The following is a 26,264-nucleotide window of genomic DNA, read 5'->3' on the forward strand; positions in this document are numbered from 1 at the left end:
GGACCGCTGCGTGTCCGGGCCGTCAGTCCCGCGCCCGCAACAACAGCAGTGCCACGTCGTCGACCCGCTCCCGCCTCGCCGCGCTGTGCTGGACGAGCAGATCGGCCAGCTCGTCCAAGGGTAGTTCCCCGGCCTCGGTGAGCAGCTGGCCGAGTTCGGCGAGCGCGTCCTCGATGTCGACGCCGGGGGACTCGATCAGCCCGTCGGTGTAGAGGACGAGCACACAGCCCGGCGTGAGGTCGACCTCCGTCGTCGGATACGTGGGCGAGCCGTCGATGCCCAGCAGCGGGCCACCCGCGAGGTCGAGCACCCGCACCCGTCCGTCCGGCCGTCTCAGCAGCGGCGGCGGATGCCCGGCACGGGCCATCACCGCCCGCCCGTGCGCCGGATCGAGCCGCAGATACAGACAGCTGGCGAACAGGTCGGAGCCGAGGTCGAGCAGCAGCCGGTTGGTGCTGCGCATGACGTCCTCGGGCGCCTGCCCCACGGTCGTGTACGCCCGTACGGCGGTGCGGATCTGGCCCATCAGGCCGGCCGCGGTCACGTTGTGCCCCTGTACGTCCCCGATCACCGCCGCGGCCAGGCCCTGCTCCGTCGGCACCAGGTCGTAGAAGTCGCCGCCGATGTCCATGCCCTGCGTGGCGGGGAGATAGCGCGCGGCCGCCTCGACGCCGGCCAGCGGCGGCAGCGAGTGGGGGAGTAGGGCGGCCTGCAGGCCGTGCGCCAACTGGTGCTTGGCGTCGTAGAGTTGGGCCCGCTCCAGCGCCTGTGCGATCAGCCCGCCGAGGCTGGTCAGGACGGCCCGTTCGTCCGCCGGGAACGGATGCGGTTCGGCGTAGGCGAGCACACAGGTGCCGACCGGCCGGCCGGAGGCGATCAGCGGCAGATACGCCCAGGCCGCGAACCCGTCCGGAGTCGAGCCCCGCGCCGGATACAGGCGCTCCAACTGCTGCTGGGACTCGAAGAACGCGGGCACCCCCGTGCCCAGGGCCTGTGCGCCGGGGGTCCTTTCGGCCAGCGGCAGCCCGTCGAACCGCTCCACGATCCGCGGATCCGGGTATCCGCGGTGCCCGAGCACGTGCAGCCGGCCCGCCCGCGATCCCAGGACGACCAGCGCCTGGCTGCCGACCGCCGGGACGATCTCGTCCGCGACCAGCTGCACCACGTCCTGCACACCGGCCGCCTCGGTGAGCGCGCCGGCCAGGCTCAGCACCTGGGAGATGGTCACCAGCCGGCCCGGCGCGTCACCGGGCTGTGGTCCCCTGCGTCCCATTTCCGCCACCGCACGGGCCCTGCTGATCCGCACGCTCAGACCGGTCGTGCTCGGATACATCCGGAACGAGAGCCAGTCCCCGGGCGGGCGCAGCGCCACGAAGGAGGTCGTGTGCTGGCTCATCAGCGCGGCCCGGTAGCGGTCCTCGTACACGGGGTCGTTGAGCCAGGGCACCGCCGCCCACAGCTGGTTGCCGAGCAGCCGGGTGACCGGGACGCCGATCAGCTCGGCCGCCGCGGGGTTGGCGAAGCTGACCCGGCCGTGCAGATCGAGCGAGCACAGCCCGTACGGCAGCCGCGACACCATCCGCGCCGCCTCCACCGTGCCGAGCGTGCCGGCCGCTCCGCTGAACGCCGGTCCGGCGATCAGATCGGGCTCCGGGAGCGGCGGGCGGCTCTCCTCCCTGGCACGTTCCAGCCGTACCGCGAGCCGTCGGCAGGCGGCGCTCAGATGGTCGCGTTCCCGGTCCGACAGCTCCGGGGGGTGCGTGCCGGGCCAGGTCACGAAGATCGCGCCGTAGGCGTGGGACTCGGTGGCCACCGGCAGCGCGGCCAGCGCGAAGGGGTAGGGCAGGACGACGGCGATCCGCGGATACCGGGCCGCCATGTCCTCCTCGCCCCCCACCCAGACGAGCCGCCGCTCCCGCACCGCCTCCGCGACCGGGATCGGCGCGCTCAGTCCGACCCGCTCCCATGGCGCCGCGAACGCCCGGGGCAGGCCCGCCATGACCGCCATCTCCAGCACGGGTTCGTCGGCGGCCAGCAGATAGACGGCACCGGAGTGCGCGTGCACCTCGTCCATCATCGAGGCCAGCGCCAGCGACAGCAGCGGCCGGCCGACCCGCGTCCTCGCGGCCACCGGCGCCTGGGCGGCCGTCTGCCCGTCGGACACACCGACCACCTCCTCCGCGGGGCCGCGCGACAGGTCCCAGGGCTCAAATCTCCCCCTTCGGCGCCCGTCGCGCACGGCGAGCGGCCCCTCACGCCCGCGCTGCGAGGGGCCGCCCTGTACCCCCTGACGGCGAGCCCATGCCCCAGCAGTCGATGCGCGACCCCGGCGTATGGGCGCCTCGCGTGCGCCCCCGCGCACCCTGATGGCCGGTTCTTCGCGCCCGCAGACGGTCACAGACCCCAACAATGGGGCACGCGCTCAAGACCATGAATGTGAACGAACGGCGGGGTGGAGGGGCAGCAGTGATCCGGGTCCTGGTGGTGCACGACGAGTCTCTGGTGCGATCGGTGCTGGCGGAGTGGTTACGCCGAGCATCCGACCTGGAGGTGTACGACGCCCCCTGGCGCAGCGCGCCCGCCCGCGTGAGATCCGTGCGACCGGATGTGTGCGCGGCGGACCTGGAGTGTTCGGACGCGTACGGCATCCCGCCGCTCGGCGAGCTGCGCGTGCGGGACACGGGCCGCACGCCGCCGCACCTGCTGGTGCTGGCCGGCGTGAACCGGCCGGGGCTGCTGAAGCGTGCCCTGGAGGCGGGGGCGCTCGGCTATGTGGACAAGGAGGGTTCGCCGGACCGTCTGGTGCGCGGAATCCGGCGCGTCGCCGAGGGGGAACGTTTCGTCGACGACTCGCTGGGCTTCGCCTTCCTCAAGGCCGCCGAGATGCCGCTGACCCGGCGGGAGCTGAGCGTCCTATCCCTCGCGGCGGAGGGGGCGTCCGTCGCGGAGATCGCGGGGAGCCTGCACCTGTCCCACGGGACCGTGCGCAACTACATGGCGGCCATCACCCGCAAGACCGGGGCCCGCAACCGCATCGACGCCATCCGGATCTCCCAGGGCGAGGGCTGGCTCTGACCGCCGCCCCCTCGGCACGGGGGTCCAGCCACCGACGAGTTCGCGATAGCGCGCGGAGCTCCGGACGAGCTCGTCATGGGTGCCGTACGCAGTGTCGCGGCCGTCCATCATCAGGACCCGGTCGGCTCGGCGGGCCGAGCTGATGCGGTGGGCGACGACGACCAGGGTGCCGCCGGGGCGGGCCGCGAAGGCGTGCTCCGCGCGCGCCTCGGCCCGCGGATCGAGGTGACAGGTCGCCTCGTCGAGCAGCGCGAGCGGGGCGTGCGACAGGTGGGCCCGGGTCAGCGCGATCAGCTGCCGCTCGCCCGCGGACAGCGCCGCGGGATCCACCCGGCCCTCCGGTCCGCCCAGGGCGTCGAGCAACGGCGTCAGCCCCACCGCCTCGGCGGCCGCGAGCAACTCCGCCTCGGGGACGGGGTCCGGCCGCAGATGGGCGAGGTTCTCGGCGAGGCTGCCGGTGAACACGTACGCCTCCTGCGGAATGAGGACCCGCCGCGCGTGCGCCTGCGGCGTGGGCGCCGCGTCCCCGTGCACCCGGATCGTGCCGCACCGGGGCTCCAGCAGACCGGCTACCAGTGCCGTCAGGGTGGACTTGCCGATGCCGCTCGGTCCGACGACGGCCAGGTGGGCGCCGGACGGGAGGGTGAGGTCGAGGTCTTCGATCACGGGGGCTGCGGTGGGGCCGTAGGCGAAGGTGACGGAGGTGAGGGAGAGGGCGTCGCGCTCCGCCGGTAGGGGCGTGGTGTGTCGTTGGTCGTCTGCGGGTTCGTCGTGGCTGGTCGCGCCCGCGCGGCGGGGCCGCATGTTCGATTGCAGCCCCGTGACCCTTTGGGGCGCTGCCGGCGCCAGCCGTCGTAGCACCACCGCCAGCCGTGAGCCGCTCGTGCCCAGGCCGTGGACCAGGTTGTGCAGGGCGGGCAGGAGGGACTGGGTGACGTAGGCGAGGGCGCCGAGGAGGGCGCCGGTGGTGACGCCATGGCGGAGGAGCCAGGGTGCGGTGGCGAGGAGCAGGACGATCGGGAGCTGGCCGCCGAGGGCGAGGGCGGCCACCCGCAGCACGCCGAAACGGGCGAGGGAGCGGGCGGCCTTCAGCTCGGCGTCCACCAGGCGCCCGGTGTCGGCGGCCATGCGGTCCTCCGCGCCGGACGCCGTGATGTCCCGCAGCCCGGGGCAGACGGCGCCGAGCCGGTCGGCCAGGGCCTCGTCCGCCGCGAGGAACACCTCCTGCCGACGGGCCAGCGGACGCAGCGTCGCCGCGAACAGGCCCACCCCGGCGGCCAGCGGAGGCAGGACGACGAGCAGCAGCAGCGGGGCGAGCGAGAACAGTCCGGCCAGCGCGCCGACCGCGGTGAACACGAACGACCGCGACACCATCACCAGCCCCGCGAAGGTGTCCCGCGCGATCTCCACCTGCTGGGTGAGCCCGGACAGCGCCCCCCGGTCCGCCTCCCGCACCCCGCGCTCGACCACCCGCGTCACGAGCCGGTCCCTGAGCGGCTCGACCAGCGCGGCGACGGCCGCGTACACCCGGGCCGTGCCGTACGCGCCGAGCACGACCCCGAGCCCGGCGACGCCGAGCCAGACGAGCCCGACCTCAGGTCGGCCTCGCAGGAACCCGTCGTCCAGGGCACGGGCCGGGGCGTATCCGATGAGGAAGCTCTGCCCCGTCTCCAGCACGGACCAGACGCCGAGCCGTACGAGAACCCGCCACCGGGACCGCAGGAAGCGCAGCCCGCGCGGGTAGAGCCCGCCGGTCGCACCGGCCCCGCTGCTCATGGGCACGCCTCTTCCGCCGAGGCCGTCGAAGCCCCCGAGGCCGTTCCCGTGAGCGCCTCCCTGTAAGCCGCCATCGCCCACAGCTCCTCGTGTCGCCCGACCGCCCGCACCCGCCCGCCGTCCAGCCAGGCCACCGCGTCGGCCCGGGCCGCCGTGGCCGCCCGGTGGGCGATCAGGAGGCGGGTGGCGGACGAGCCGCCGGCCAGGGCCTCGGTGATGCGGGCCTCGGTGACCGTGTCGAGGCTGGACAGGGCGTCGTCGAGGATCAGCAGACGGCCGCCGTGGGCGAACGCCCGGGCCAGTCCGAGCCGTTGGGACTCGCCGCCGGAGCGCGGGGCGTCGGTCAGGGCGGTGGCGTAGCCGCTGGGCAGGCGGCGTACGAACGCGTCCGCGTCGGCGGTGCGGGCAGCCTCCCGGATGCGGGTGGGGGAGGGGGCCGGAAGGCCGAGGCCGATCGCGTCCTCGACGTTGTCGCCCAGCAGGACGGGGCGTTCGAAGGCGTGGGCGATCGCGCGGCGCAGGTCGTCGTGGGTCAGCTCGCTCAGCGGGACGCCGTCGAGGAGGACCTCGCCGTCGTCCGGGTCGGCCAGCCGCCCGGCGATCGCGGCGAGCAGTGACTTGCCGGCGCCGGAGCGGCCGACCACGGCGAGGGTGGTCCCGCCGGGGACGACCAGGTCGATCCCGGCCAGCACGGTGTGCTTCCCGCGCCGGGCGGTCACGCCGCGCAGCTCCAGCCGGCCGGGGCCGGGCGGCAGTCGGCGGGTGCCATGGGCGGGGGCGGGCTCGGTGGCGATCTCGCCGAGGCGTCCGGCCGCCGCCCGGGCACGGGCCACGCTCGCGAGGTGGGCGACCAGCATGCCGACGCCGGTGGCCAGCACCGCGTAGCGGGACGCGGCGAGCACCTCGCCGACGGTCAGCCGGTGCCGGGCGAGCAGGACACCCGCGACGGCGATGACCCCCAGCTGCAGCAGCGGGGCCACGGCGACGGCCTGGGCGGAGGCCCGGCCGTGCACCTGCCACATACGGTGCCCCGCGCGGGAGAGTTCGGGCAGGGGGCGCAGGATCCGCGCCGTCTCCCGGTCGGCCGTGCCGGCCGCCCGGATGGTGCGGTGGCCGTCGACGGCCTCGGCGAGCGCGGCCGCGATCCTGCCCTGTTCCCGCTGGTAGCGCGTCACACACCGGGAGGTGTCGCGGGCGAAGGCCCGCAGCAGGGCGGCCAGTACCGGCGCCCCGGCGAGGAACACGACCGCGAGCCATACGTCGATCAGGCCCAGGGCGACGATGCCCCCGACCGGTCCGGCGAACGCGGCGAGCAGCGCGGCACGGGCGGCCGGTGCCGTGCCGGCCTGCGCGGCGTTGCCGACGAGTCGTGCGACCAGGTCACCGGCCCCGAATCGGGCCGTGACCGCCGGGCCCACCGCCAGGACGCGCCGGGTCAGCCGCCCCCGCAGCCAGGCCGTCGTGCGGGCGTCGACGGTGCCGACGAGGACGCTCTGGCAGCCGTCGAGCAGGGCGAGTGACAGGACGAGTCCGGCGCAGCACAGCACCCAGCCCGTCGCCGGAGCCCGCGCCAGAAGGAGGTCCAGGGTCCGGCCGAGCGCGGTGGGCAGGAGCAGCCCGGCCCCGGTCGCGGCCGTGCTCACCAGGCACAGTGCCGCGGTACGGGACGCGCTGTGCCGGGTGGCCGCGCGCAGCAGCGCGCGGGACGGGTCGGCGGCAGGAGTCGGAGTCGTCATACGGCCGCGGCCTCGCTCCCTCGTCCGGGCAAGGGCCCCGGGCGACCCCTCCCGTGAGGGAGGGGAACCGCCCGGGGCCGCCGGCGCACTACGTCCGTCAGAGACAGAGCGTGATGCTGGCCTGGCTGGCGCACAGCAGCAGGCTGGCGACGCTCCCGCCGCCGGTGTACTCCTCGGTCTCCATCGTCTGCAGGTCGAGCAGTGCCATCTCGTAGTCCTCTCATTCGTGGGGACGGGGTTGTGTCACGACTCCGTCAGGTGGCGGAGCCGCGTTCTCGGGCCGCGGTGGCGGCGGGAGGAAGGGCAGGTGGGCCGGGGGCGCGCCGTCCGCGTCGGCGGCGAGGGCCGCTCCGAGCGCGAGCAGGCACCCGGCGGTTCCGGTGCCGAGGTCCATGGAGAGCCGCATCATCTGGTGCCCGGGGAAGGCCAGTTGGCCCTGGTACGACATCGCGTACCAGCCGAGCCCGGCGATCTGCCCGGCCGGCCGGTCGGCGCCCGCGCCCGGTGCGGTCGTGCGGCTGAGGTGGAGGATCATCCCGGCACGTCCCTGGAAGAGGCCGGGCTGGGCGTAGAAGCGGGAGGTGGCGGCGGTGAGGATGCCGGAGCGGGCCTGCTCGAAGGCGCCGATGCCGTCACCCGCGTGAGCGAGGTAGTCGTCGAGGACCATCCCCACGCCCACGCTTCCGTCGCCCAGATAGGGCATGGTCCGCCAGCCCTCGTCGACCTCCAGCGAGCCGCCCTTCTGCTCGACGCAGCACGCCAGGTCCTGGCGCAGCGCCTCGCCGGCCGCGTCCAGCAGCCGGCCGTCGCCGGTCCGTTCGTACTGCCGCAGCAGGAACAGCGCGGGCCCGCTCGCCCCCCTCATCAGCCCGGCACGGGGCCGGGGCCCGGACGGAGGCGGTGCCGTCAGACGCCGTACGAGGATGTCCGCGGCCTCCGCCGCCCGCTCGCGCAGCTCCGGCTCACCGGTGGCGTCCGCCAGGCTGCCCAGGACGAGCCCCAGGCCGGCCAGTCCGCCGCGCAGGTCGGAGGAGAGGCGCTGCCACCGCTCGCTCAGGATGGTGTCGACCAGGGCCAGGGCGCGCTGCCGGTGGCCGAGCAGGTCCAGGACGTGGGCCACGCCCGCGAGTCCGTCGTACAGGCCCAGCGGGGCGCCGATCGGTGGCGGGTCGGTGCGGTCGAGCAGCCAGCGCTCGCCCTCGTCGTAGCGCTCGGCGCCGGTCGCGGCCAGGGCGTACAGCACGCCGGCCGCGCCGTGTGCCAGGCCCAGCCCGCCGCCGTCGGAGAACTGGGCGATGTCGCCGGGGAAGAGCCGGTCCTCGCGCTCCGGAGTGGCCGAGGCGAGCAGCGCCTTCACCATCGAGTCGCGGCTGTAGGGCCAGTCGCCGGGCTCCACGAACGACGCGGAGACCGATCGCGCCGCCGCCGACGACGGCGGGGAGACCGAACGGGCCGTGGGCACGTCCCGGCAGATCTCGGCGACCGCCTCGTCCAGGAAGTCCCTCGGTACGTCCGGGAACTGACCCGCGATCACGTCCGCGAGATGCGCCGCCTTGTCGCGGTCCACCACGAACAGCGAGGTGATGGGAAGGAACAGTGCCAGCCGCAGACAGGCCAGCGCGTAGCGGTCGACGTCCACGCCCCTGCGGTCGGCCGGGGCCAGGAAGCCGGGGTGGGCGACGACCTGGCGGCTGTTCTCGCCGACCGGGGTCGCCGCCTCGAAGTCGATCAGGAACACCGACTCGTCGTCGGGGGCGACCATGATGTTGAAGACGTGCAGGTCGTTGAAGACGATCCCGCGCTGGTGCACCGTCTCCACCGCACGCTCGACCGCCCGGTGGACACGCAGTGCCCAGGCCGTGTAGTCGGCCACGGCGCACGGATCGGGGTCCGGGCCGATCAGCGGGTGCCGCTCGGCGAAGAAGGAGTTGAGGGGGCGTCCTTCCACGAAGTCCATGACCAGGAAGCTGTGGTCGCCCAGCTGGAACCGGTCGCGCACCTCGGGCACCACGCCGGTCCCCGCCAGCCGCTCCAGGGCGTACCGCTCCCGCTCCAGCCGGGCCACGGCGTCCGCGCCGTCGGCGGCGAGACCCGCGTGCGGCCGCCCCTCCTTCAGGACGACCTTGCGTCCGTCCCGCGTGTCGGTGCCCGCGTACACCCCGCCACCGTTGGAGAAGTGCAGCGCCTTCTCGATGCGGTACGGCAGCTCGCCGACCGTCGTGGCGTTGCGGGCCGCCAGCTGCGGCGCGAGGAACGCGGGCAGCGTCACCCACTCGGGCACCTGGAAGGACGGCGCCCGCCGGTCCGGAACCAGCTGCCCGGCGCCGTCCCGCACTGCCGGCACCAGCGAACCGCGGTCGTCGACGACGAAGAGGCGCGCGAAAGCGCCGTAGCGGACGTACAGCGGGCCGTCGTCCCAGCGCAGATCGGTGAGGATGTACGGCCCCTCGAACCCCTCCAGCAGCCGGCCCAGCTCGCGCAGCACCAGGTGGAGCTGCTCCTCGTCGGCCGGGTAGACGGTGACGAACTTGCCGCTGGAGTCGCGTCCCGCGTACTTGGCGTTGCGCAGGTGCAGCAGGTGCGGGCCGGGCACGAACTTGAACGGAACGCCCCGCGGCACGCAGTAGTCCCACACGATCCCGGCGATCTTCTCCGCGTTCGCCAGGGTGGCCGAGACATGGATCTTCCAGCCCTGGGCCGGGCCCGGCAGCGGGGCGCCGTCCGGGCCGGCCGGCGTCAGCGTCAGCCAGTCGCCGATCCGCGCCGTCGTCCAGCCCTCGGGGACCTCGCGCCGCGCCGTCTCGTACAGGCGTCCGGTTCCGTGTCGGTCGGCGGACAGCCGGTCCGGTGTCTCGTAGAAGTGCGGGTCGGCGAGCGCGTACGCCTCGTAGCGCTTGTCCATTCGTCCCCCCTCCGCTGGCCCGGCACCGAGACTTCCAGCGATGAGACGGCTACGGACAGTCACGACTGTCACGAGATCACCGTGCGGAACGCATGCGTCAAGACATGTTCGGTGCCTTTCGAGCATCAGGGTCACCATGGCTCCACGGAACGGTCACAGGGGCTGCGCAGGTGTCTCATAAGCGCTGTAATGGCGGACGTGGTCGGTGAGGGCGCTGCGGAACGCGGAACGAGGACCCTGCGTGCCGAAGTTGCCCTGAAGACGGTCGTCGCCGATCCGGAGTCGCCGCAGCGACTGCGCCGGGTGCTGGAACAGGCGCTGGTCTTCGGCGGAGCGACGCTCGCCGCCGTGTACGCGCCCGGCGAGGACGAGGACCTGCTCTGCCTGGTCGAGTCGGCCGGTGTGCCGAGGACGCTCTACGGTCTGCGCGACAGCTACTCGCGCTCGGCCCGGTCCGCGGCGGCCGACGCCCTGCGCACCGGACGCCCGGTGTGGCTCGGACCGGCGGAACTGGCCGCCGGCGCGGAGTCCCGCCGGGCATCCGCCCGGGACTTCTTCGTGGCGGCCCTGCCCAGTCCCGGCGCCGACGACGGCGGTGGCTGCCTGCTGGCCGTGAGCGAGCGCCCCGGTGGCTTCGACGCCGAGGACCGGGTGTGTCTGGAGCTGGTCGCCGAGGCCGTCGCCGTCCCCGCCCCGCCCGTCGCGACGGAAGGGGACGAGTTGCCGGCCAACGCGTTCAGCCTCGCCATGGACACCGGCCGGGTCGAGGTCGGCGACGACATCCTCAGGCTGTTCGGCCTCGGACCGGCCGCCTTCGACGGCAAGGTCGAGACCCTCCTGGGCCTGACCGTCCCGGAGGACCTGCCGTCGCTGATGTCCGTCGTCGAGGCCGGCCACGCGTCGCTCGGCGACCGCGAGCTGGAGTTCCGCGTCCTGCAACCGGCCGGCCCGCCCAGGTGGCTCAGGCTGCGCGGCCGCCTCCTGCCCGGCGGCGGGGGCCTCCCCGCCCGCCTCGTCGGCACCGTCGCCGACGCCTCCACGCTGCGCGCCGAGGTGACCGACGTGGCCCGCGTCCAGCGCCTGGCCGCCGCCCTCGCCACCGCCGGCACCGTCCGCGACGTCAGCCACGCCGTGGTCACCGCACTGCGCAAGCCGCTGCGCGCCGACCGCATCGCCCTCGCCGAACTGGAGAACGACCGTCTCGTCGTCACCGTCCTCGACCCGCCCGAACCCGAGTCCTGGCCGGAGCTGTGGCGCCTGGAGTGGCGTACCGAATGGCCGGACGCGCCCGTGCGCGCCATGCCCACCCTCGCCGCCGCCCTGCGCGAGGGACGCACCCAGATCTGGCCCGCCGGCACCCCGCTGGAACCGGCCCTCGCCGACGTCGGCCCCGGCGGCCTGGCCGTCCTGCCGCTGCCCGCCGGGGGCCGCATGGCCGGCGCCTGTCTGATCGGCTGGGACGCCCCGCACGACTTCGGCCCCGACGAGCGCGCCCTGCTCACCGCCTCCGCCGGCCTCGCCGGCCAGGCCCTGTCCCGCGCCCACGCCTTCGACGCCGAGCACGAACTCGTCGGCATGCTCCAGCGCCAGCTGCTGCCGCGCCGACTCCCCCGGCTGCCCGGCGCCGAGGCCGTCGCCCGCTATCTGCCCACCACGGCCGGACTGGAGGTCGGCGGCGACTGGTACGACGTGATCCCGCTGCCCGACAACCACGTGGCCCTCGTCATCGGCGACGTCCAGGGCCACAGCGCGGCCGCCGCCACCCTCATGGGCCAGATGCGCACCGCGCTGCGCGCCTACGCCACCGAGGGGCACCCGCCGGACGTGGTGGTCCACCACGCCAACCGCCTCCTCATGGACATGGAGACCGACCTCTTCGCCACCTGCGCCTACGTCGACGTCGACCTGGAGGAGGGCTCCGCCTGGTGCGTGCGCGCCGGCCATCTCCCGCCGGTGCTGCGGCACCCGGACGGAACCACCGAGATCGCCGAGGCCGAGGGCGGCCCACCGCTCGGCGTGCTGCGCCAGGCCGACTTCCCGATGAGCCCGCTCGGGCTCCGGCCCGGCACCGTGGTCGCCCTCACCACCGACGGCCTCGTCGAGTCCGCCGACGCCGACATCGACACCGGCATGGACCGGCTCGCCCACGACCTCGCCCGCTCCGACCCCGCCCACCTCGGCCTCGTCGCCGACGCCCTGCTCGTGGACGCGCGCCGCAGCGACGACATCGCCCTGCTCCTGATGCGCTACGACGGCATGGCCGTACGCCCGCTCCGGGAGAGCTGGACGGTGTGGCGCGTCCCCGAGGCCGTCGGCCACGCCCGCCGCTTCACCCGGCGCACCCTGCGCACCTGGGGTGTGCCGCCGCCGGACCGGGACGCCGTACTGCTCGTCGTCTCCGAACTCGTCACCAACGCCCTCGTGCACACCGACGGCCGGGTCCGTCTCGACCTCACCCTCGTCAACCAACGGCTGCGTGTGGCGGTCGCCGACTCCTCGCCCCGCACCCCGGTCAAACCGGCCGGCATCAGCTGGGAGGCCACCGGCGGCCGCGGGATCCTCCTGGTCGAGGCCATGGCGGCGGAGTGGGGAACGGTGCCGGTCAGTGGCGGAAAACAGGTGTGGAGCGAGATCGCGCTCGGCGGGTGAGGCCGGATTCCGACGCACGCCCGGCGCCGTCGCCGTGGCGAACAAGCCAGTCCCGGAACCGTCAAATCGGCGGAATCGGGGCTAAGGTGAACCGATGAAGGCTCTCGTGCTGTCCGGCGGCGCCGGTACGCGCTTGAGGCCGATCACGCACACTTCGGCCAAACAGCTCGTGCCCGTCGCGAACAAGGCCGTGCTCTTCTACGGACTGGAATCCATCGCCGCGGCCGGCATCACCGACGTCGGGGTGATCGTCGGTGACACCGCCGCGGAGATCCAGGAAGCCGTCGGCGACGGTTCCAAGTTCGGTCTGGAGATCACCTACATACCTCAGGAACGCCCGCTGGGCCTGGCCCACGCCGTGCTCGTCGCCCGCGACTACCTGGGCGACGACGACTTCGTGATGTACCTCGGCGACAACTTCATCGTCGGCGGAATCACCGGCCTCGTCGAGGAGTTCCGCACCAACCGCCCCGACGCGCAGATCCTCCTCACCCGCGTCCAGGACCCCCGCTCCTTCGGCGTCGCCGAACTCGACGACGGGGGTCAGGTCATCGGCCTGGAGGAGAAACCCGAGCACCCCAAGAGCGACCTCGCCCTGGTCGGCGTCTATCTGTTCACACCGGTGATCCACGACGCGGTCCGTGCCGTCACGCCGTCCTGGCGCGGCGAGTTGGAGATCACCCACGCCATCCAGCACCTGATCGACGTCCGCGCCGACGTGCGCTGCACGGTCATCAAGGGCTACTGGAAGGACACCGGGAACGTCGCCGACATGCTGGAGGTCAACCGGACCGTCCTGGAGGGCCTCACGCGCCGCATCGACGGCGACGTCGACGAGGCCTCGGAGACCGTCGGACGCGTGGTCGTCGAGGAGGGGGCGCGCATCGTCAACTCGCGCGTCGTCGGCCCCGCCGTCGTCGGCGCCGGCACCGTCGTCGAGGACTCCTACGTCGGCCCCTTCACCTCCATCGCGGAGAACTGCCGTATCACCGACAGCGAGTTGGAGTTCTCCATCGTGCTGCGGGACTCCTCGATCGACGGGGTGGGCCGGATCGAGTCCTCGCTCATCGGACGGCACGTCCAGGTCACGCCCGCGCCCAGCGTCCCCAGCGCCCACCGCCTCGTCCTCGGAGACCACAGCAAAGTGCAGATCCACACATGAACCTTCTCGTCACCGGCGCCGCCGGCTTCATCGGCTCGACCTACGTCCGCATGCTGCTCGCCCGCGACGCCCCCGGCGCACCCGAGGCGCCCCGGATCACCGTGCTGGACAAGCTCACCTACGCCGGCACCCTCGACAACCTCGAACTGGGCCACCCCCGCCTGGAGTTCGTGCAGGGTGACATCCGGGACGCCGAACTGGTCGACAAGCTGATGGCCGAGGCCGACCAGGTGGTGCACTTCGCCGCCGAGTCCCACGTGGACCGTTCGATCACCGGCGCCGCCGACTTCGTCCTCACCAACGTGCTCGGCACCCAGACCCTGCTGGACGCCGCCCTGCGCCACGGCGTCGCACCCTTCGTGCACATCTCGACGGACGAGGTCTACGGCTCCGTCGAGACCGGCTCGGCCGGCGAGGAGGACCCGCTGCGCCCCAGCTCGCCGTACTCCGCCTCCAAGGCCTCCTCCGACCTGCTCGCCCTCGCCCACCACCGCACCCACGGCCTGGACGTCCGCGTCACCCGCTGCTCCAACAACTACGGCCCGCACCAGTTCCCCGAGAAGGTCGTCCCGTTGTTCATCACCAACCTCCTCGACGGCGAGCAGGTTCCCCTCTACGGCGAGGGTCTCAACGTCCGCGACTGGCTGCACGTCGACGACCACTGCCACGGCGTCGACCTCGTCCGCACCAGGGGCCGCCCCGGAGAGGTCTACAACATCGGCGGCGGCACCGAGTTGAGCAACAAGGACCTCACCGCCCTGCTGCTGCACGCGTGCGGCGCCGACTGGGACAAGGTCCGGCACGTCGAGGACCGCAAAGGCCACGACCTGCGCTACTGCGTCGACTGGACCAAGGCCCGCACCGAACTCGGCTACCGGCCCCGCCACGACTTCGCGTCCGGCCTCGCCGCCACCGTCGCCTGGTACCGCGACCACCGCGCCTGGTGGGAACCCCTCAAACGGCGCGTCGAAGGGGAGCACGCATGAGGTGGCTGGTGACCGGCGCGGGCGGCATGCTCGGCCACGACATGGTCGAGGAACTCTGCGCGCGCGGCGAGCAGGTGGCCGGCCTCGCCCACGCCGCCCTCGACGTCACCAGCCCCGACGCCGTCGACCGCGCCTTCGCCGCGTACCACCCCGACCTGGTCGTCAACTGCGCCGCGTACACGGCCGTCGACGACGCCGAGAAGGACGAGGGCCGGGCCCTGCGCGTCAACGGCGACGGCCCCGGCCTCCTGGCCCACCTCTGCGCCGCGTACGAGGCCAGCCTGATCCACGTCTCCACCGACTACGTCTTCGCCGGCGACGCCCGAAGCCCCTACCCGGAGAACCATCCCACCGCCCCGCGCACCGCCTACGGCCGCACCAAACTCGCCGGCGAACGGGCCGTGCTGGACGAACTCCCGGCGACGAGCGCCGTCGTGCGCACCGCCTGGCTGTACGGCGCCCACGGCCGGAGTTTCGTCCGGACGATGATCGAGCTGGAGGCCCGCCGGGACACCGTCGACGTCGTCGACGACCAGCGCGGCCAGCCCACCTGGAGCGCCGACGTCGCCGCGACGATCGCCGACCTCGGCCCGCGCGTCGGCCGCGACGCGACCGGTGTCTTCCACGCCACCAACGCCGGCGAGGCGACCTGGTACGACCTGGCCCGCGAGGTGTTCACGCACCTCGGCGCCGACCCCGACCGGGTGCGCCCCGTCACCAGTGAGGCCTTCCCGCGGCCCGCCCCCCGGCCCGAGTACAGCGTCCTCGCGCACGGCCGCCGGCAGCGGCTCGGCCTCCCGCGACCGCGTGACTGGCGTATCGCTCTGCACGAAGCACTGCCCCGGATCCGCAAGGAGGCCCTGCGTGAAACGCCATGAGTTCCTGCGGGAACTGCACAAGGTCAGCGGGAACCGCAACTACCTGGAGATCGGCGTCAACGACGGCCGCAGCCTCAAGCTCTCCCGTGTCCCCACCATCGCCGTCGACCCCGCCTTCAAGGTCGTCACGGAGATCCGCTGCGACGTCCATCTGGTCAAGGCCACCAGCGACGACTTCTTCGCCCGCGACAACCCGCTCGTCCATCTCAAGGGCGGCCGTCACCCGGTGCGCAATCTGCGCCGGGGCCGCAGCCCGCTCGGGTACTGGCGGCGTGCCGTGCTCGACCTGTCGTTCATCGACGGCATGCACCTGTTCGAGTATGCGCTGCGGGACTTCATGAACATCGAGCGGCACTCCGACTGGACCAGCGTGATCGTCTTCGACGACGTGCTGCCGCGCAACGTGGACGAGGCGGCCCGGGACCGGCACACCGGTGCGTGGACCGGGGACGTGTACAAGATCGCCGAGATCCTGGGGCGTTATCGCCCTGATCTGCTGAGCGTTCTTGTCGATAGCCGGCCCACGGGGCAGTTGGTCGTCTTCGGGGCGAATCCTCGCAACAGGGTGTTGCGTGATCGGTATGACGAGATCGTCGCGGCGTACGAGGTTCCTGATCCGCAGAAGGTGCCTGAGGCGATTCTGGACCGGGTGGGGGCGGTGGCGCCCGAGGTGCTGGTCGGGGCGGGTTTCTGGCGGGCGCTGCGGCGGGCCCGGGCGTTGGGGTTGGGACGGTCCCGGGGATGGGAGCCGTTGCGCGCAGCGGTTGAAGGGGTTGTCGGTAGCCGTTTGTAGCGCCGCGATGTGTTGTTGTTTGGGCCCCTGGCTCCTTTGGTGGCGTTGCAGGACCTGGCGTCAGACGTGACCCTTTCGCACCCGCTCGTAATGGGCGTTGCAAGCCGCGTACGTCGGCAGGAGCCCCGCCCTCTGTCCCTCTGCCAGCGTGGGCGCCCGTGCGTCCTTGGGGGACAGGACCGGTGGGACGTCCTCGGGCCAGGCGATGGCCAGGTCGGGGTCGAGGGGGTGGATGCCGTGCTCGCGGTCGGGGGCGTAGCCCGTCGAGCACAGGTAGACCACGGTGGCTTCGTCGGTGAGCGCCATGAAGGCGTGGCCGAGGCCCTCCGCGAGGAACACGGCGTGCCGGCGGTCGTCGTCGAGGCGCAGCGCCTCCCAGCGGGCGAAGGTGGGGGAGCCGACGCGGAGGTCGACCACCACGTCGAGGACGGCGCCGCGCAGACAGGTCAGGTACTTGGCCTGGCCGGGCGGCACGTCCGAGAAGTGCACACCGCGCAGTACGCCCCGGCGGGAGACCGAACAGTTGGCCTGGGCCAGGGAGAGGTCGTAGCCGGTGGCGGCGCGGAACTCCGCGCCCCGGTACCACTCGTGGAAACTGCCCCGGTCGTCCGGGAAGACCTTGGGCTCCAGTGCCCAGGCCCCTTCGATGCCGAGCGACCGCATGCCGTCACCTCCTCCGGGCCCGGGCCCGCAGCCGGGCCGCCGTCCGCCCCAGGGCCGTGCCGAGCCCGCGCCGCGCCCGGCGGACGAGCCGTCGTAGCGCACTGGGGCGGGGAGTTGGCAGTACGCGCACTCCACCGGCCCCCGTGCGCAGGGCGAACGGGAGGGTGAGGAAGCGCGGCCCCGGCACGCCGAGCGCCGTCCGCCAGGTCGCTCCCCGCAGCACGCCGAGGGGCAGCACGGCCTCCAGCAGCGCCCCGGACCCGTGCGGGGACAGGGTGGCCGGCAGGTCACGGGTGGTGCCGGACGAGGTGAGACGGAGTGACACGGCGGTGCCCTCGGCGGGGACGTGGAGGGGGAGAAGTGCGCGCAGTCGGCCGCCCGAGGCCATGACGTCGTCCGGTGTGAGGGCGTGCAGGCCGAGGCGGTGGGTCGCGCGGTCGACGTCCAGGGCGAGGTTCGCGTGCGGTGCGGTCCAGTAGGGGAGGACCACGTGGCCGCCGGTCACAGCGGCGGACGGGGTGGGGCGGTTCGGTCGTGGGGCGGGGCCGAGGCGGCACTCCTTGGTCCAGCCGCCCAGTTTGACGCGGACGAAGGCGTCCCACAGGCCGGCCCGGGGGAGGGCGGCGGGGTCGACGGTGGCCGTCGCGCGCAGCACCAGCCGGACTTGGCCGTCGTCCCCGGCCGGCACCTCCTCCCGCGTGAACCGCACCGGCTGGAAGTACTGGGCGGCGCTGGCGCGCTCCCGCACCAGCAGGTCCGCGGTGGCCTGGCCGAACCGGCGCACGGTGTCGGCGTCCACCCAGGCGACGGCCGCGGCCAGGTCCTCGGGCGGGCCGTCGAGCGCCGCACGGTCCGTGCCGGCGGCGAAGGTCATCGGCTCACCGGCGGACGTGTACTCGGCCGAGAAAGCGACCCGCAGCGTGCCGTCCTCCCACACCACGCGTTCGGGGACGGCCGTGAGGGCGACACCGGCCTCCCACTCGGCGAAGGCCTCGACGTCGTCGTAGCGGTCGGCGGCGATCAGCGCGGCGACGACCTGCTGCGTCGGCTGCAGCCCGGCCGCGACACCGGGCCCGAAGCGCTCGACGACGACCCGGTGGATCTCCTCGAACAGCTCCCGCCGATAGTCCGCAGGCAGGGCGAGGAGGCGCCGCCCGCGCAGGCGCTCGACCATCTCCACGCGCAGCCAGCGCCTGAAGAGCCGGTCCCGCAGGCCGCCCGGCTCGGTGTGCCGCTCGACGACGTCCAGGGCCTCGCGGAGGTTCTTGAAGTACCCGCCCGGGTCGAAGCGCTGGAATCCGGCGTTCGAGGCGTCGTCCCGGCGGACGTGGTAGTAGCAGACGTAGTCGCTGAGCACCGAGACGTTGCTCGCGCGCAGATACGCCTCCGTGACGAAGACGTGGTCCTCCAGTCGCCGTCTGCCCTCGGGGAAACGCAGACCGGTGTCGTCGAGGAAGGCGCGGCGGAACATCTTGTGCGGGGTGAGGCTGTCGATCAGGGGCGCGTCGGCGACGGTCGCGCGGGGGTGGTTGCGGCGGAACAGCTCCACCGGCACCCCGCGGCCCTTGCCGGCCATCTTGCCGACCACGACATCGGCGCCGTTGGCCACGCCGTAGTCGTACATCCGCTCAAGGGCCTCGTCGCCGAGATAGTCGTCGTTGTCCACGAACATCACGTACTCGCCCCGGGCGGAGGCGATGCCGACGTTGCGGGGCTTGCCCGACCAGCCGGAGTTCTCCTGGTGGACCACCGTCACCCGGGGGTCGACGGCGGCGAGCGCGTCGAGTCGGGCGGGAGTGTCGTCGGTGGAACCGTCGTCGACGAAGATCACTTCGTACTCGTCCGGCGGAAGGGACTGCCTGAGCAGTGACTCGATGCAGTCCTCGACGTAAACCCCGGGGTTGAACACGGGGACGACCACGCTGACCTTGATCGGCATCGGTCTCCGAGCCCCCTAGGGGTCGCTGGGCGTTTGCGTCGGATTACGGCGTTCGTGGCCAAATCCTAACCCTGTCACGCCTTTTGTCCACCGCTCAACGACCGATGCCCCGCGTGGAGAACCGGCCCGAAGATCACCCCGCCGGTAGCCTGACGGCGTGCGACTGCTGCTGATGTCCGACACCCACCTGCCCAAGCGCGCCAAGGCGCTGCCCGAGGTGCTGCTCGCCGAACTCCCGCGCGCCGACGTGGTGTTCCACGCCGGGGACTGGGTCGACGCGGCCACGCTCGACCTGCTGGAGAGCCGCAGCGCCCGGCTGGTCGGGGTCCACGGCAACAACGACGGACCGGACCTGCGCGCCCGGCTCCCCGAGGTGGCGTACGTCGACCTCGGCGGCCTGCGCTTCGGCGTGGTCCACGAGACCGGGCCCGCCCAGGGCCGTGAGGCGCGCTGCGCGGCCCGTTTCCCCGACCTCGACGTGCTGGTATTCGGCCACAGCCACATCCCCTGGGACACCGTCGCCCCCACCGGCCTGCGCCTGCTCAACCCCGGCTCCCCGACCGACCGCCGCCGTCAGCCCCACTGCACCTACATGACCGCGACCGTGACCGAGGGCCGCCTCACGGACGTGGAACTGCACCGGCTGCCCCCGCGCTGACGGCCGCCGTCCACGGGGTATGCGCGGTGATCGGGCCCACCCTCATGCTCCCCGCGGATGGATGGCGCCGGCGGTCGCCGTCAGCGGGGCACCGCTGCCGCCCCAGCGCAGGGCGACGATCTCGGCGGCGACGGACACGGCGACCTCCTCGGGCGTACGGGCGCCGAGATCGAGCCCGACCGGGGAGCGCAGCCGGGCCAACTCGCCCTCACCGAGCCCCGCTTCGGCCAGCCGCCGCATCCGGTCGTCGTGCGTACGGCGGCTGCCCATCGCCCCGATGTACGCGGCCGGGCGGCGCAGTGCCTCCTCGAGGAGGGGTACGTCGAACTTCGGGTCGTGGGTGAGCACACAGATCACGGTGCGCTCGTCGGTGTCGGTGCCGCTCAGGTAGCGGTGCGGCCAGTCCACGACGACCTCGACGCCCTCCGGGAAACGTTTCGGGGTGGCGAAGACCGGGCGGGCGTCGCACACCGTGACCCGGTAGCCGAGGAAGTCTCCGATGCGGGCGACCGCGGCCGCGTAGTCGATCGCGCCGAACACCAGCATGCGCGGCGGCGGGGCGAAGGAGTGCAGGAAGACGGTGACCTCGTCCTCGCGGCGCTCGCCGTGCGGGCCGTAGTGCCGCAGGCCCGTCGCACCGAGGGCGAGTTCGCCGCGCGCGTCGGCGGTCACCGCCGCGTCCAGGCCGGGCGCGCCGAGCGTGCCGGCGACCCGGTCGGGCCACACGGCGAGCGTCGCCCCGTGCGGCGCGGGCCCGTCGGTCACCGTGGCCACGGTCACCGGACGGCCCGCCGCGACCGACTCCGCGACCTCGCCGAAGGAGGGATCCGAGTCGGCCGTGACGGGACGCACCAGCAAAGTGATCTCGCCGCCGCAGGTGAGCCCGACCGCGAAGGCGTCCTCGTCGCTGTACCCGAAGGTCTCCAGCCGCGCCTCGCCGCTCGCCACGACCTCCTGCGCGAGCTCGAACACGGCCCCCTCGACACAGCCGCCGGACACGCTGCCCACGACCTCGTCGTCCGGGCCCACCGCCATCGCTGCCCCGGGGTCGCGCGGGGCGCTGCGGCTGGTGGCGACGACCGTGGCGAGTCCGAACGGCACCCGGGCCGTGTACCAGGGGCCGATCACCGGGAGGATGTCACGCATGGTCGTGGGTACCTCCTCGCGATCTCGACCGAGGGGCCTTCGACCAGTGTTTCCGCTGGTCAGGGTGAGTGAGTCGAGTAATGGATCTCGGCGCTGCCGGGGTCCTGCCCGGTTTGCCGTGCCGGTAAGGCCCAGGGTCGGTCGGAGTGCTGCTTCCAGCAGTATCGACCTTGCGGCGGCGGAGGTCATGTGTGGCGACGCTTCTGGGCGGACCCGGCTGCCGGGGATCGATCGTCGGCGCGTCGTCAGGTGTGAGTAAGTCATCAGGGAGCATGAGCCGTGCTCGGGCTGGACACGATCTGTGACGGTTCGACTCCCTTCCGGAGTCGTCGGTGATGAGTGAGGGGAAGCGTATGGACTCGGGCAGGCGTCGGTTCCTCGGCAGGTGCGGGGCCGTGGTGATGGGAGCGGCGGCGCCGTTCGCCCTTCCCCAGCAGGCACTCCCCGCACGTCACGCCCGCCCCGACCTCGTAGCCGGTGCGAGCCCCACGATGGACACGCAGGCCCACACCGGGCACGAGCGATTCATGTGGCTGGCCATCGAGCAGGCCCGGAAGAACCCCCGATGGCCGTTCGGCGCGGTGATCGTCCACACGCGCACCGGCGAGGTCCTGGGGAGCGGCGTCAACACCGGGGCGGACAGTCCGTTGCTGCACGGCGAGGTGGTCGCCATGAACGACTACGTACATAGGAACGGCAACCAGGGCTGGTCCGACACCACCCTCTACACGACGGGTGAGCCCTGCTCCATATGCATGAGCGCGATGGCGTGGGCGAATCTGCGGCACGTCGTCTGGGCGAGCTCGATCGACGAGATCCGCCGCACCGACATCATCCAGATCGACCTGACAGCACGGGACGTGGCCGCCGCCGCGCGGTCCTTCTACATCCCGGAGCTGCTCCTGGGCGGCGTGCTCGCGCACCACACCAACCGCCTCTTCGAGGAGGCCCGACGACTGCGCGACAGGCTCCCGGAGGCACCCCGGGCCGAGGTGCCCTGAGTCGCCCCAGCCCCCGTACCCGCCCTCCTGACCGTGTCCCCACTTAGGCTCAACACCGGTGCGGTGCGAGGGACTTGAAAGGCGGGGGACATGAGGCGTGACGAGCTGATCCGGCCGGTGCCGGAACTCTTGAAGGAGCACGCCGAGCTGGCACCGCGGCGGGTCGCCTATGCCGACTCCTCGCGCAGCGTCACCTACGCCGAGCTGGAGCGCCGGACCCGTGCGCTGGCGGCGTACCTCACCCGGACGGGACTGCGCCGTGGCGACCGCGTCGCGATCTGTCTCGGCAACTGCGTGGAGGCGGTGGAGAGTTGCCTGGCCGTGCTGCGGGCCGGGATGGTCGGCGTCCCGCTCAATCCACGGTCCTCCGACGCGGAGCTGGCCCACTTCCTCCAGGACAGCGGCGCCGCCCACGTCATCACCGAACTCGCCGGAGGCGCCCGCGGCCCCGCCCGTTCCGTGGCTGCTCTCCGCCGCGGACGAAGCCGCCCTGCGCGCCCAGGCCGGGCGGCTCGCCGTCGAAGCGACCAACCGGCCGGGCCTGGCGCCCGCCGACATCGGCTACTCCCTCGCCGTGTCGCGCTCCGCCCTCACCCACCGGGCGCTCGTGCCGGTCGGTGACCGGGCGCGGATGCTGGACGCGCTGAGCGCCTTCGCGCAGGGCCGGGACGTACCCGGAGTCGTCCGAGGACTGGCGGACCCGGAGATCCGTACGGCCTTGCTGTTCACCGGACAAGGTGCCCAGCGCCCCCGCATGGGCGCCGAACTGCACGCCGCGTTCCCCGTCTTCGCCGCTGCCTTCGACGAGGTCTGCCGGTGTCTGGACGACCGCCTTCCACGGCCGCTGAGCGCGGTGCTGTCCGCCGGGCCGGGATCACCGGACGCTGCTCTCGTGGACCGTACGGACTTCGCGCAGGCCGGACTGTTCGCCTTCGAGGTGGCGCTGTTCCGGTTGCTCGAGGCGTGGGGTGTGCGTGCCGACCGCCTCGTGGGCCACTCCGTCGGCGAGTTGGCGGCCGCGCATGTCGCCGGAGTCCTCGAACTGCCGGATGCGGCGGCGCTTGTCGCCGCACGGGCCGGCTGATGCGGGCGCTGCCCGAGGGCGGCGCGATGGTGGCGCTGGACGCGACCGAGGACGAAGTCGTCGCGGCGTCGGCGGAGTTCGGCGAGCAGGTTGCCGTCGCCTCCGTCAACGGGCCCCGTTCGCTGGTGATTTCGGGCGCGCGGGACGCGGTGCTCGCGGTCGCGGCCGACTTCGAGGCGCGCGGCCGCAGGGCTGTACGGCTACGGGTGAGCCACGCCTTCCACTCGCCTCTGATGGAGCCGATGCTCGCCGAATTCCTCGGCGTCGCCCGGGAGTTGACCTTCCGACCGCCGCGCATCCCGATCGTCTCCACCGTGACGGGCCGGCCCGCCGAGCCCGCGGAGCTGTGCTCGCCGGAGTACTGGGCGCGGCACGCCCGGCTGCCCGTGCGCTTCGCCGACGCCGTGCGCCGGCTCGCGGACGACGGGGTCTCTGCCTACCTGGAACTCGGACCCGGGCCCGTACTCACCGCGGCGGCCACGGACACTCTGACCGACGCGTCCACACGCGGCGCCGTTCTCGCCGTGGCCACCCGCGGCGGGTCGTACGAGCCGGAGACGCTGCTGTCGGCCGTGGCACGGCTGCATGTGGCCGGGGCCGCCGTCGACTGGGCGGCGGTGTACGCGGGTTCCGGCGCACGGCGCGTGGACCTGCCGACGTACGCCTTCCAGCGGCAGCGGTACTGGCTGGACGCACCGGGTCCCGAGGCGGCCGGTGCGCAGGCGCTGCTGAGCCCGGCGTTCCCGGTGCCGGACACCGAACGGACGGTACTGACGGGGTTGTTGTCCCTGGCGACGCACCCGTGGCTGGCCGACCATGTCGTCGCCGGGCGGGTGATCGTGCCGGCGACGGTGTTCGTGGAGATGGCCGTGCGGGCGGGCGACGAGGTGGGCTGCGGCGCGGTCGACGACCTGGTGATACTGTCGCCGCTCGTTCTGCCCGGCCCCTCCGGGGTGCGTGTACAGGTCGTGGTGGGTGCGCGGGACGACTCGGGCCGACGGCCGGTCGACGTCTACTCCCGGCCGGAGGAGTCCGCCGAGGACGCCCCGTGGACCCGGAACGTCACCGGGCAGCTGGGCGGGGCGCGTGCGGCGGCGGACGAGCAGGGCCCGTGGCCGCCGCAGGACGCCGAGGCGGTGGATCTCACCGGCGCGTACGCCGCCCTCGCCGATGCCGGGCTGGTCTACGGGCCCGCCTTCCAGGGGGTCGGCGCGGTCTGGCGGCGCGGCGACGACGTCTTCGCTGAGGTCCGCCTGCCCGCCGAGCATGCCTCGGAGCGGGCCGCTACGGGCTCCATCCGGCGCTGTTCGACGCCGCGCTGCACGCCCCGTTGCTGGCCGCGCCCGCCGACCCGGGCACGCTGCGGGTGCCGTTCGCGTGGAGCGGGGTGAGCCTGCACGCCTCGGGAGCCACGGAGTTGCGGGTCAGGGTGGCGTCGACCGGCCCGGACACCGTCTCGCTGACGCTGGCCGACCGGTCCGGCCGTCTCGTGGCCCGCGTGGAGTCACTGGCCACGAGGGAACTCCCGGACGACCGGGCCGACATGACGGACGACATGACGGACGGGGCGACGGACGACATCGTACGAAGGGCTCTGCTGCGCCCCGAATGGGTCGCCCTCGAAGTCCCCGGCGACGCCGATGAGGGCGGCTGGGCGGTGCGGGGGCAGGACGAGCTGGACCTCGCCGCGTTCCTGCCCGGCGCGGCGGACCCGAACCCCGAGTTCGTCGCCGTCACGGCCCTCGCCCCTGGGGCCTCGGAATACGCGACCGGCTCCGATCCGATGCCGGACGTGCACGAGTTGACCGGCAGGGTACTCGCGACGCTCCAGGACTGGCAGGGCGATCCCGGTACGGCGGGCTCCCGGCTGGTGGTGGTGACGCGGGACGCCACCGGGCCGGTGCCGGATCTGGCGGGCGCGGCGGTGTGGGGGCTGGTGCGGGCGGCGCAGCCGGAGCTGCCCGGCCGTGTCGTCCTGGTGGATGTGGACGGGCGGCCCGAGTCGCTGCGGATGCTGCCGTCGGCCGTCGCCACCGGCGAGCCCCAACTCCGCGTGCGGGACGGGCAGGTGGCGGTTCCCCGACTGACGGCGACCGGTGCTGCCTCGGAGACGGGAGCCGCCTTCGCCGCGGACGGCACCGTACTGATCACGGGAGGCACCGGCGCGCTGGGCGCGGAACTGGCACGGCACCTGGTCGCCGAACACGGCGTACGGCATCTGCTGCTGACCGGACGACGCGGGCCCCAGGCACCCCGGAGCCGAGGAACTGCGCGCTGAGCTCCAGGAGTTGGGGGCGCAGGCCGGCATCGTCGCCTGTGACGCGGCCGACCGTGCCCGCCTGGCTGACGTGGTCCGGCGCTGCGAGCCGCCGCTGACCGCCGTGGTGCACGCCGCCGGAGTTCTCGACGACGGCGTGCTGGACTCGTTGACGCCGGAGCGGATGGCGGCCGTTCTGCGGCCGAAGGCGGACGCGGCCTGGAATCTGCACGAACTGACCCGGGACATGGGCCTGTCGGCGTTCGTCGTGTTCTCCTCCGTCTCCGGTCTGCTGGGCCGGGTGGGCCAGGGCAACTACGCGGCCGCGAACGCGTTCCTCGACGCCCTCGCCCACCACCGTGCGGCCGAAGGACTGCCGACGCTCTCGCTGGCGTGGGGCCCGTGGGAGCACGGCGCCGGCATGGCGGCGGGACAGCCCCGCCAGCGCCCACAGTCACGTGAGGTGCTCGTGCCGCTGTCGACACGGCAGGGCCTGGCCCTGTTCGACGCCGCGCTGCGCTCGACGGAGCCGGTCCTGGCGCCGATCCTGCTGGACCGGACGGCACTGCGGTCCGGTGCGGGGCACCTGCCGGCGCCGTTGCGCGGACTCGTCCGGCAGAGTCGGCCGACCGCCGCGGCGACGGCCTTCGGCTCCGCCGGCTCTCCCGGACAGCTGCTGGAGCCGGGAGCCTGGCGGAAGCGGCTGACCGCCATACCCTCGGGCGAACGGGAGGCGGCGCTCGTGGCGTTGCTGCGGGCCGACGTGGCCGCGGTGCTCGGATACCCGCACGCCGACGCGCTCCCGGCCGGGAAGGCCCTGGCCGACCTGGGGTTCGACTCCCTGACCGCCGTGCAGATCCGCAACCGGGTGAGCACGGGGCTGGGGCTCCGGCTGTCGGCGGCGGTCGTGTTCGAGCACCGCACGGCCGAGGAACTGGCCCGCCATCTGCTGGGTCTGCTGGACGGCGAACCGGGCGGCGAGGGCGCCGCCCCCGGGGCCGGTGCGGCCGAGCGGCCCGCGTACAGCCTCTCCTCGCTGTTCCGGACGGTCAGTGCCGCCGGACAACCGGTGGCGGCGATGCACCTGCTGGTCACGGCGTCCTGGGCGCTGCCCACCTTCACGGCCACCCACGGCCGCGAGCACGCGCTGCCCCCGATCCGCCGCTCCCACGGCCGCCCCGGCTCCGGAAGGCCGACGATCGTCTACTTCCCGGCCTACCATCCCTCGCCGGCCTCGGACGGCGGAGACTTCCCACGCTTCCACCGCGCGTTCAGGAACGACCTGGACGTCCTGGAGTTCCCGCACCCGGGGATCGGCGCCGGTGCGGCCGTACCGGAGGACCGTCCCGCCATGGCGGCGTCCGCGGAAGGGGACGACTGGCGGACGTGCTGGCCGACGGCGCACGACGTCGTGGACGTCCCCGGGGACCATCTGACGATGGTGCAGGACCACGCGGAGACAACCGTGTCGGCGATCCGCACCTGGATCGACGCGCGGACGACCGAGGGATCGAGCGGCTGAGCGGAGCTGGTTGAGCGTTAATCCATTGCCGGTGCGG

At 73.5% G+C, this 26,264-nt stretch carries 18 protein-coding genes and 2 pseudogenes; 12 read left to right on the plus strand and 8 right to left on the minus strand.

What is annotated here, in order from left to right:
• Nucleotides 1-22: 22 nt before the first annotated feature.
• On the minus strand, nt 23-2,173 hold the full coding sequence (locus tag ABIE67_RS43500) for a SpoIIE family protein phosphatase (RefSeq protein ID WP_370267102.1): 2,151 nt from the start codon (nt 2,171-2,173) through the stop codon (nt 23-25).
• Between the two features lie 257 nt (nt 2,174-2,430).
• On the opposite strand from ABIE67_RS43500, the pseudogene ABIE67_RS43505 reads away from it, so the two are divergent.
• A pseudogene (locus ABIE67_RS43505) lies at nt 2,431-2,991 on the plus strand (response regulator); the annotation flags it as partial.
• Here ABIE67_RS43505 and ABIE67_RS43510 read toward each other — a convergent pair.
• The 4 genes from ABIE67_RS43510 to lanKC all read right to left on the minus strand — a co-directional run bounded on the left by ABIE67_RS43510 (nt 2,914) and on the right by lanKC (nt 9,489).
• Nucleotides 2,914-4,851 (minus strand): ATP-binding cassette domain-containing protein, encoded by a 1,938-nt coding sequence (locus tag ABIE67_RS43510; protein WP_370267103.1) that lies wholly within the window; start codon nt 4,849-4,851, stop codon nt 2,914-2,916. The pseudogene ABIE67_RS43505 and the gene ABIE67_RS43510 sit on opposite strands and share 78 nt — an antisense overlap.
• The gene (locus tag ABIE67_RS43515) at nt 4,848-6,587 is read right to left on the minus strand and encodes an ABC transporter ATP-binding protein (protein WP_370267104.1); all 1,740 of its coding nucleotides are present in this window, start codon (nt 6,585-6,587) and stop codon (nt 4,848-4,850) included. The genes ABIE67_RS43510 and ABIE67_RS43515 overlap by 4 nt, the downstream gene beginning before the upstream one ends.
• 97 nt (nt 6,588-6,684) lie before the next feature.
• The gene (locus tag ABIE67_RS43520; protein WP_048578973.1) at nt 6,685-6,795 is read right to left on the minus strand and encodes a SapB/AmfS family lanthipeptide; all 111 of its coding nucleotides are present in this window, start codon (nt 6,793-6,795) and stop codon (nt 6,685-6,687) included.
• 12 nt (nt 6,796-6,807) lie between these two features.
• On the minus strand, nt 6,808-9,489 hold the full coding sequence (gene lanKC / locus ABIE67_RS43525) for a class III lanthionine synthetase LanKC (protein ID WP_370267105.1): 2,682 nt from the start codon (nt 9,487-9,489) through the stop codon (nt 6,808-6,810).
• A 189-nt stretch (nt 9,490-9,678) separates the two neighbouring features.
• Here lanKC and ABIE67_RS43530 point away from each other — a divergent pair, with 189 nt between their 5' ends.
• The 5 genes from ABIE67_RS43530 (at nt 9,679) to ABIE67_RS43550 (ending at nt 15,957) form a co-directional block, all read left to right on the plus strand.
• Nucleotides 9,679-12,138, plus strand: a complete 2,460-nt coding sequence (locus ABIE67_RS43530) for a SpoIIE family protein phosphatase (protein ID WP_370267106.1) — start codon at nt 9,679-9,681, stop codon at nt 12,136-12,138.
• Nucleotides 12,139-12,232: 94 nt separating this feature from the next.
• On the plus strand, nt 12,233-13,300 hold the full coding sequence (locus ABIE67_RS43535; protein ID WP_370267107.1) for a glucose-1-phosphate thymidylyltransferase: 1,068 nt from the start codon (nt 12,233-12,235) through the stop codon (nt 13,298-13,300).
• Nucleotides 13,297-14,286, plus strand: a complete 990-nt coding sequence (gene rfbB / locus ABIE67_RS43540) for a dTDP-glucose 4,6-dehydratase (protein WP_370267108.1) — start codon at nt 13,297-13,299, stop codon at nt 14,284-14,286. The genes ABIE67_RS43535 and rfbB overlap by 4 nt, the downstream gene beginning before the upstream one ends.
• Nucleotides 14,283-15,164, plus strand: a complete 882-nt coding sequence (rfbD, locus tag ABIE67_RS43545) for a dTDP-4-dehydrorhamnose reductase (RefSeq protein WP_370267109.1) — start codon at nt 14,283-14,285, stop codon at nt 15,162-15,164. The genes rfbB and rfbD overlap by 4 nt, the downstream gene beginning before the upstream one ends.
• Nucleotides 15,151-15,957 (plus strand): class I SAM-dependent methyltransferase, encoded by an 807-nt coding sequence (locus ABIE67_RS43550; RefSeq protein WP_370267111.1) that lies wholly within the window; start codon nt 15,151-15,153, stop codon nt 15,955-15,957. The genes rfbD and ABIE67_RS43550 overlap by 14 nt, the downstream gene beginning before the upstream one ends.
• Before the next feature lie 60 nt (nt 15,958-16,017).
• Here ABIE67_RS43550 and rfbC read toward each other — a convergent pair whose 3' ends face one another.
• Together rfbC and ABIE67_RS43560 are read right to left on the minus strand one after the other, a co-directional pair.
• Nucleotides 16,018-16,620 carry a dTDP-4-dehydrorhamnose 3,5-epimerase gene (gene rfbC, locus ABIE67_RS43555; RefSeq protein WP_370267112.1) on the minus strand — a complete coding sequence of 201 codons (603 nt, stop codon included), beginning with the start codon at nt 16,618-16,620 and terminating at the stop codon, nt 16,018-16,020.
• 4 nt (nt 16,621-16,624) lie between these two features.
• Entirely contained in the window at nt 16,625-18,559 is a 1,935-nt protein-coding gene (locus ABIE67_RS43560; RefSeq protein WP_370267113.1) for a glycosyltransferase, read from the minus strand.
• A 157-nt stretch (nt 18,560-18,716) separates the two neighbouring features.
• Here ABIE67_RS43560 and ABIE67_RS43565 point away from each other — a divergent pair, with 157 nt between their 5' ends.
• Complete coding sequence (locus ABIE67_RS43565; RefSeq protein WP_370267114.1) at nt 18,717-19,217, plus strand: metallophosphoesterase; 501 nt, start codon at nt 18,717-18,719, stop codon at nt 19,215-19,217.
• 42 nt (nt 19,218-19,259) lie between these two features.
• Here the strand turns inward: ABIE67_RS43565 and ABIE67_RS43570 are convergent, their stop codons facing one another.
• Nucleotides 19,260-20,363 carry an XdhC family protein gene (locus ABIE67_RS43570; RefSeq protein WP_370267115.1) on the minus strand — a complete coding sequence of 368 codons (1,104 nt, stop codon included), beginning with the start codon at nt 20,361-20,363 and terminating at the stop codon, nt 19,260-19,262.
• Between the two features lie 353 nt (nt 20,364-20,716).
• Here ABIE67_RS43570 and ABIE67_RS43575 point away from each other — a divergent pair, with 353 nt between their 5' ends.
• From ABIE67_RS43575 to ABIE67_RS43595, 5 genes and pseudogenes are all read left to right on the plus strand, one after another.
• Nucleotides 20,717-21,364: a nucleoside deaminase gene (locus ABIE67_RS43575; RefSeq protein WP_370267116.1), complete on the plus strand. Its 648-nt coding sequence runs from the start codon at nt 20,717-20,719 to the stop codon at nt 21,362-21,364.
• Between the two features lie 90 nt (nt 21,365-21,454).
• Entirely contained in the window at nt 21,455-21,985 is a 531-nt protein-coding gene (locus ABIE67_RS43580) for an AMP-binding protein (RefSeq protein ID WP_370267117.1), read from the plus strand.
• 133 nt (nt 21,986-22,118) lie between these two features.
• Nucleotides 22,119-23,922 (plus strand): annotated as a pseudogene (locus ABIE67_RS43585) (acyltransferase domain-containing protein); the annotation flags it as partial.
• Nucleotides 23,923-24,459: 537 nt separating this feature from the next.
• The gene (locus tag ABIE67_RS43590) at nt 24,460-24,726 is read left to right on the plus strand and encodes a KR domain-containing protein (RefSeq protein ID WP_370269527.1); all 267 of its coding nucleotides are present in this window, start codon (nt 24,460-24,462) and stop codon (nt 24,724-24,726) included.
• Between the two features lie 10 nt (nt 24,727-24,736).
• On the plus strand, nt 24,737-26,227 hold the full coding sequence (locus ABIE67_RS43595; protein ID WP_370267118.1) for a KR domain-containing protein: 1,491 nt from the start codon (nt 24,737-24,739) through the stop codon (nt 26,225-26,227).
• Nucleotides 26,228-26,264: the final 37 nt, after the last annotated feature.

The sequence above is a fragment of the Streptomyces sp. V4I8 genome (assembly GCF_041261225.1).
Classification (GTDB): Bacteria; Actinomycetota; Actinomycetes; order Streptomycetales; family Streptomycetaceae; genus Streptomyces.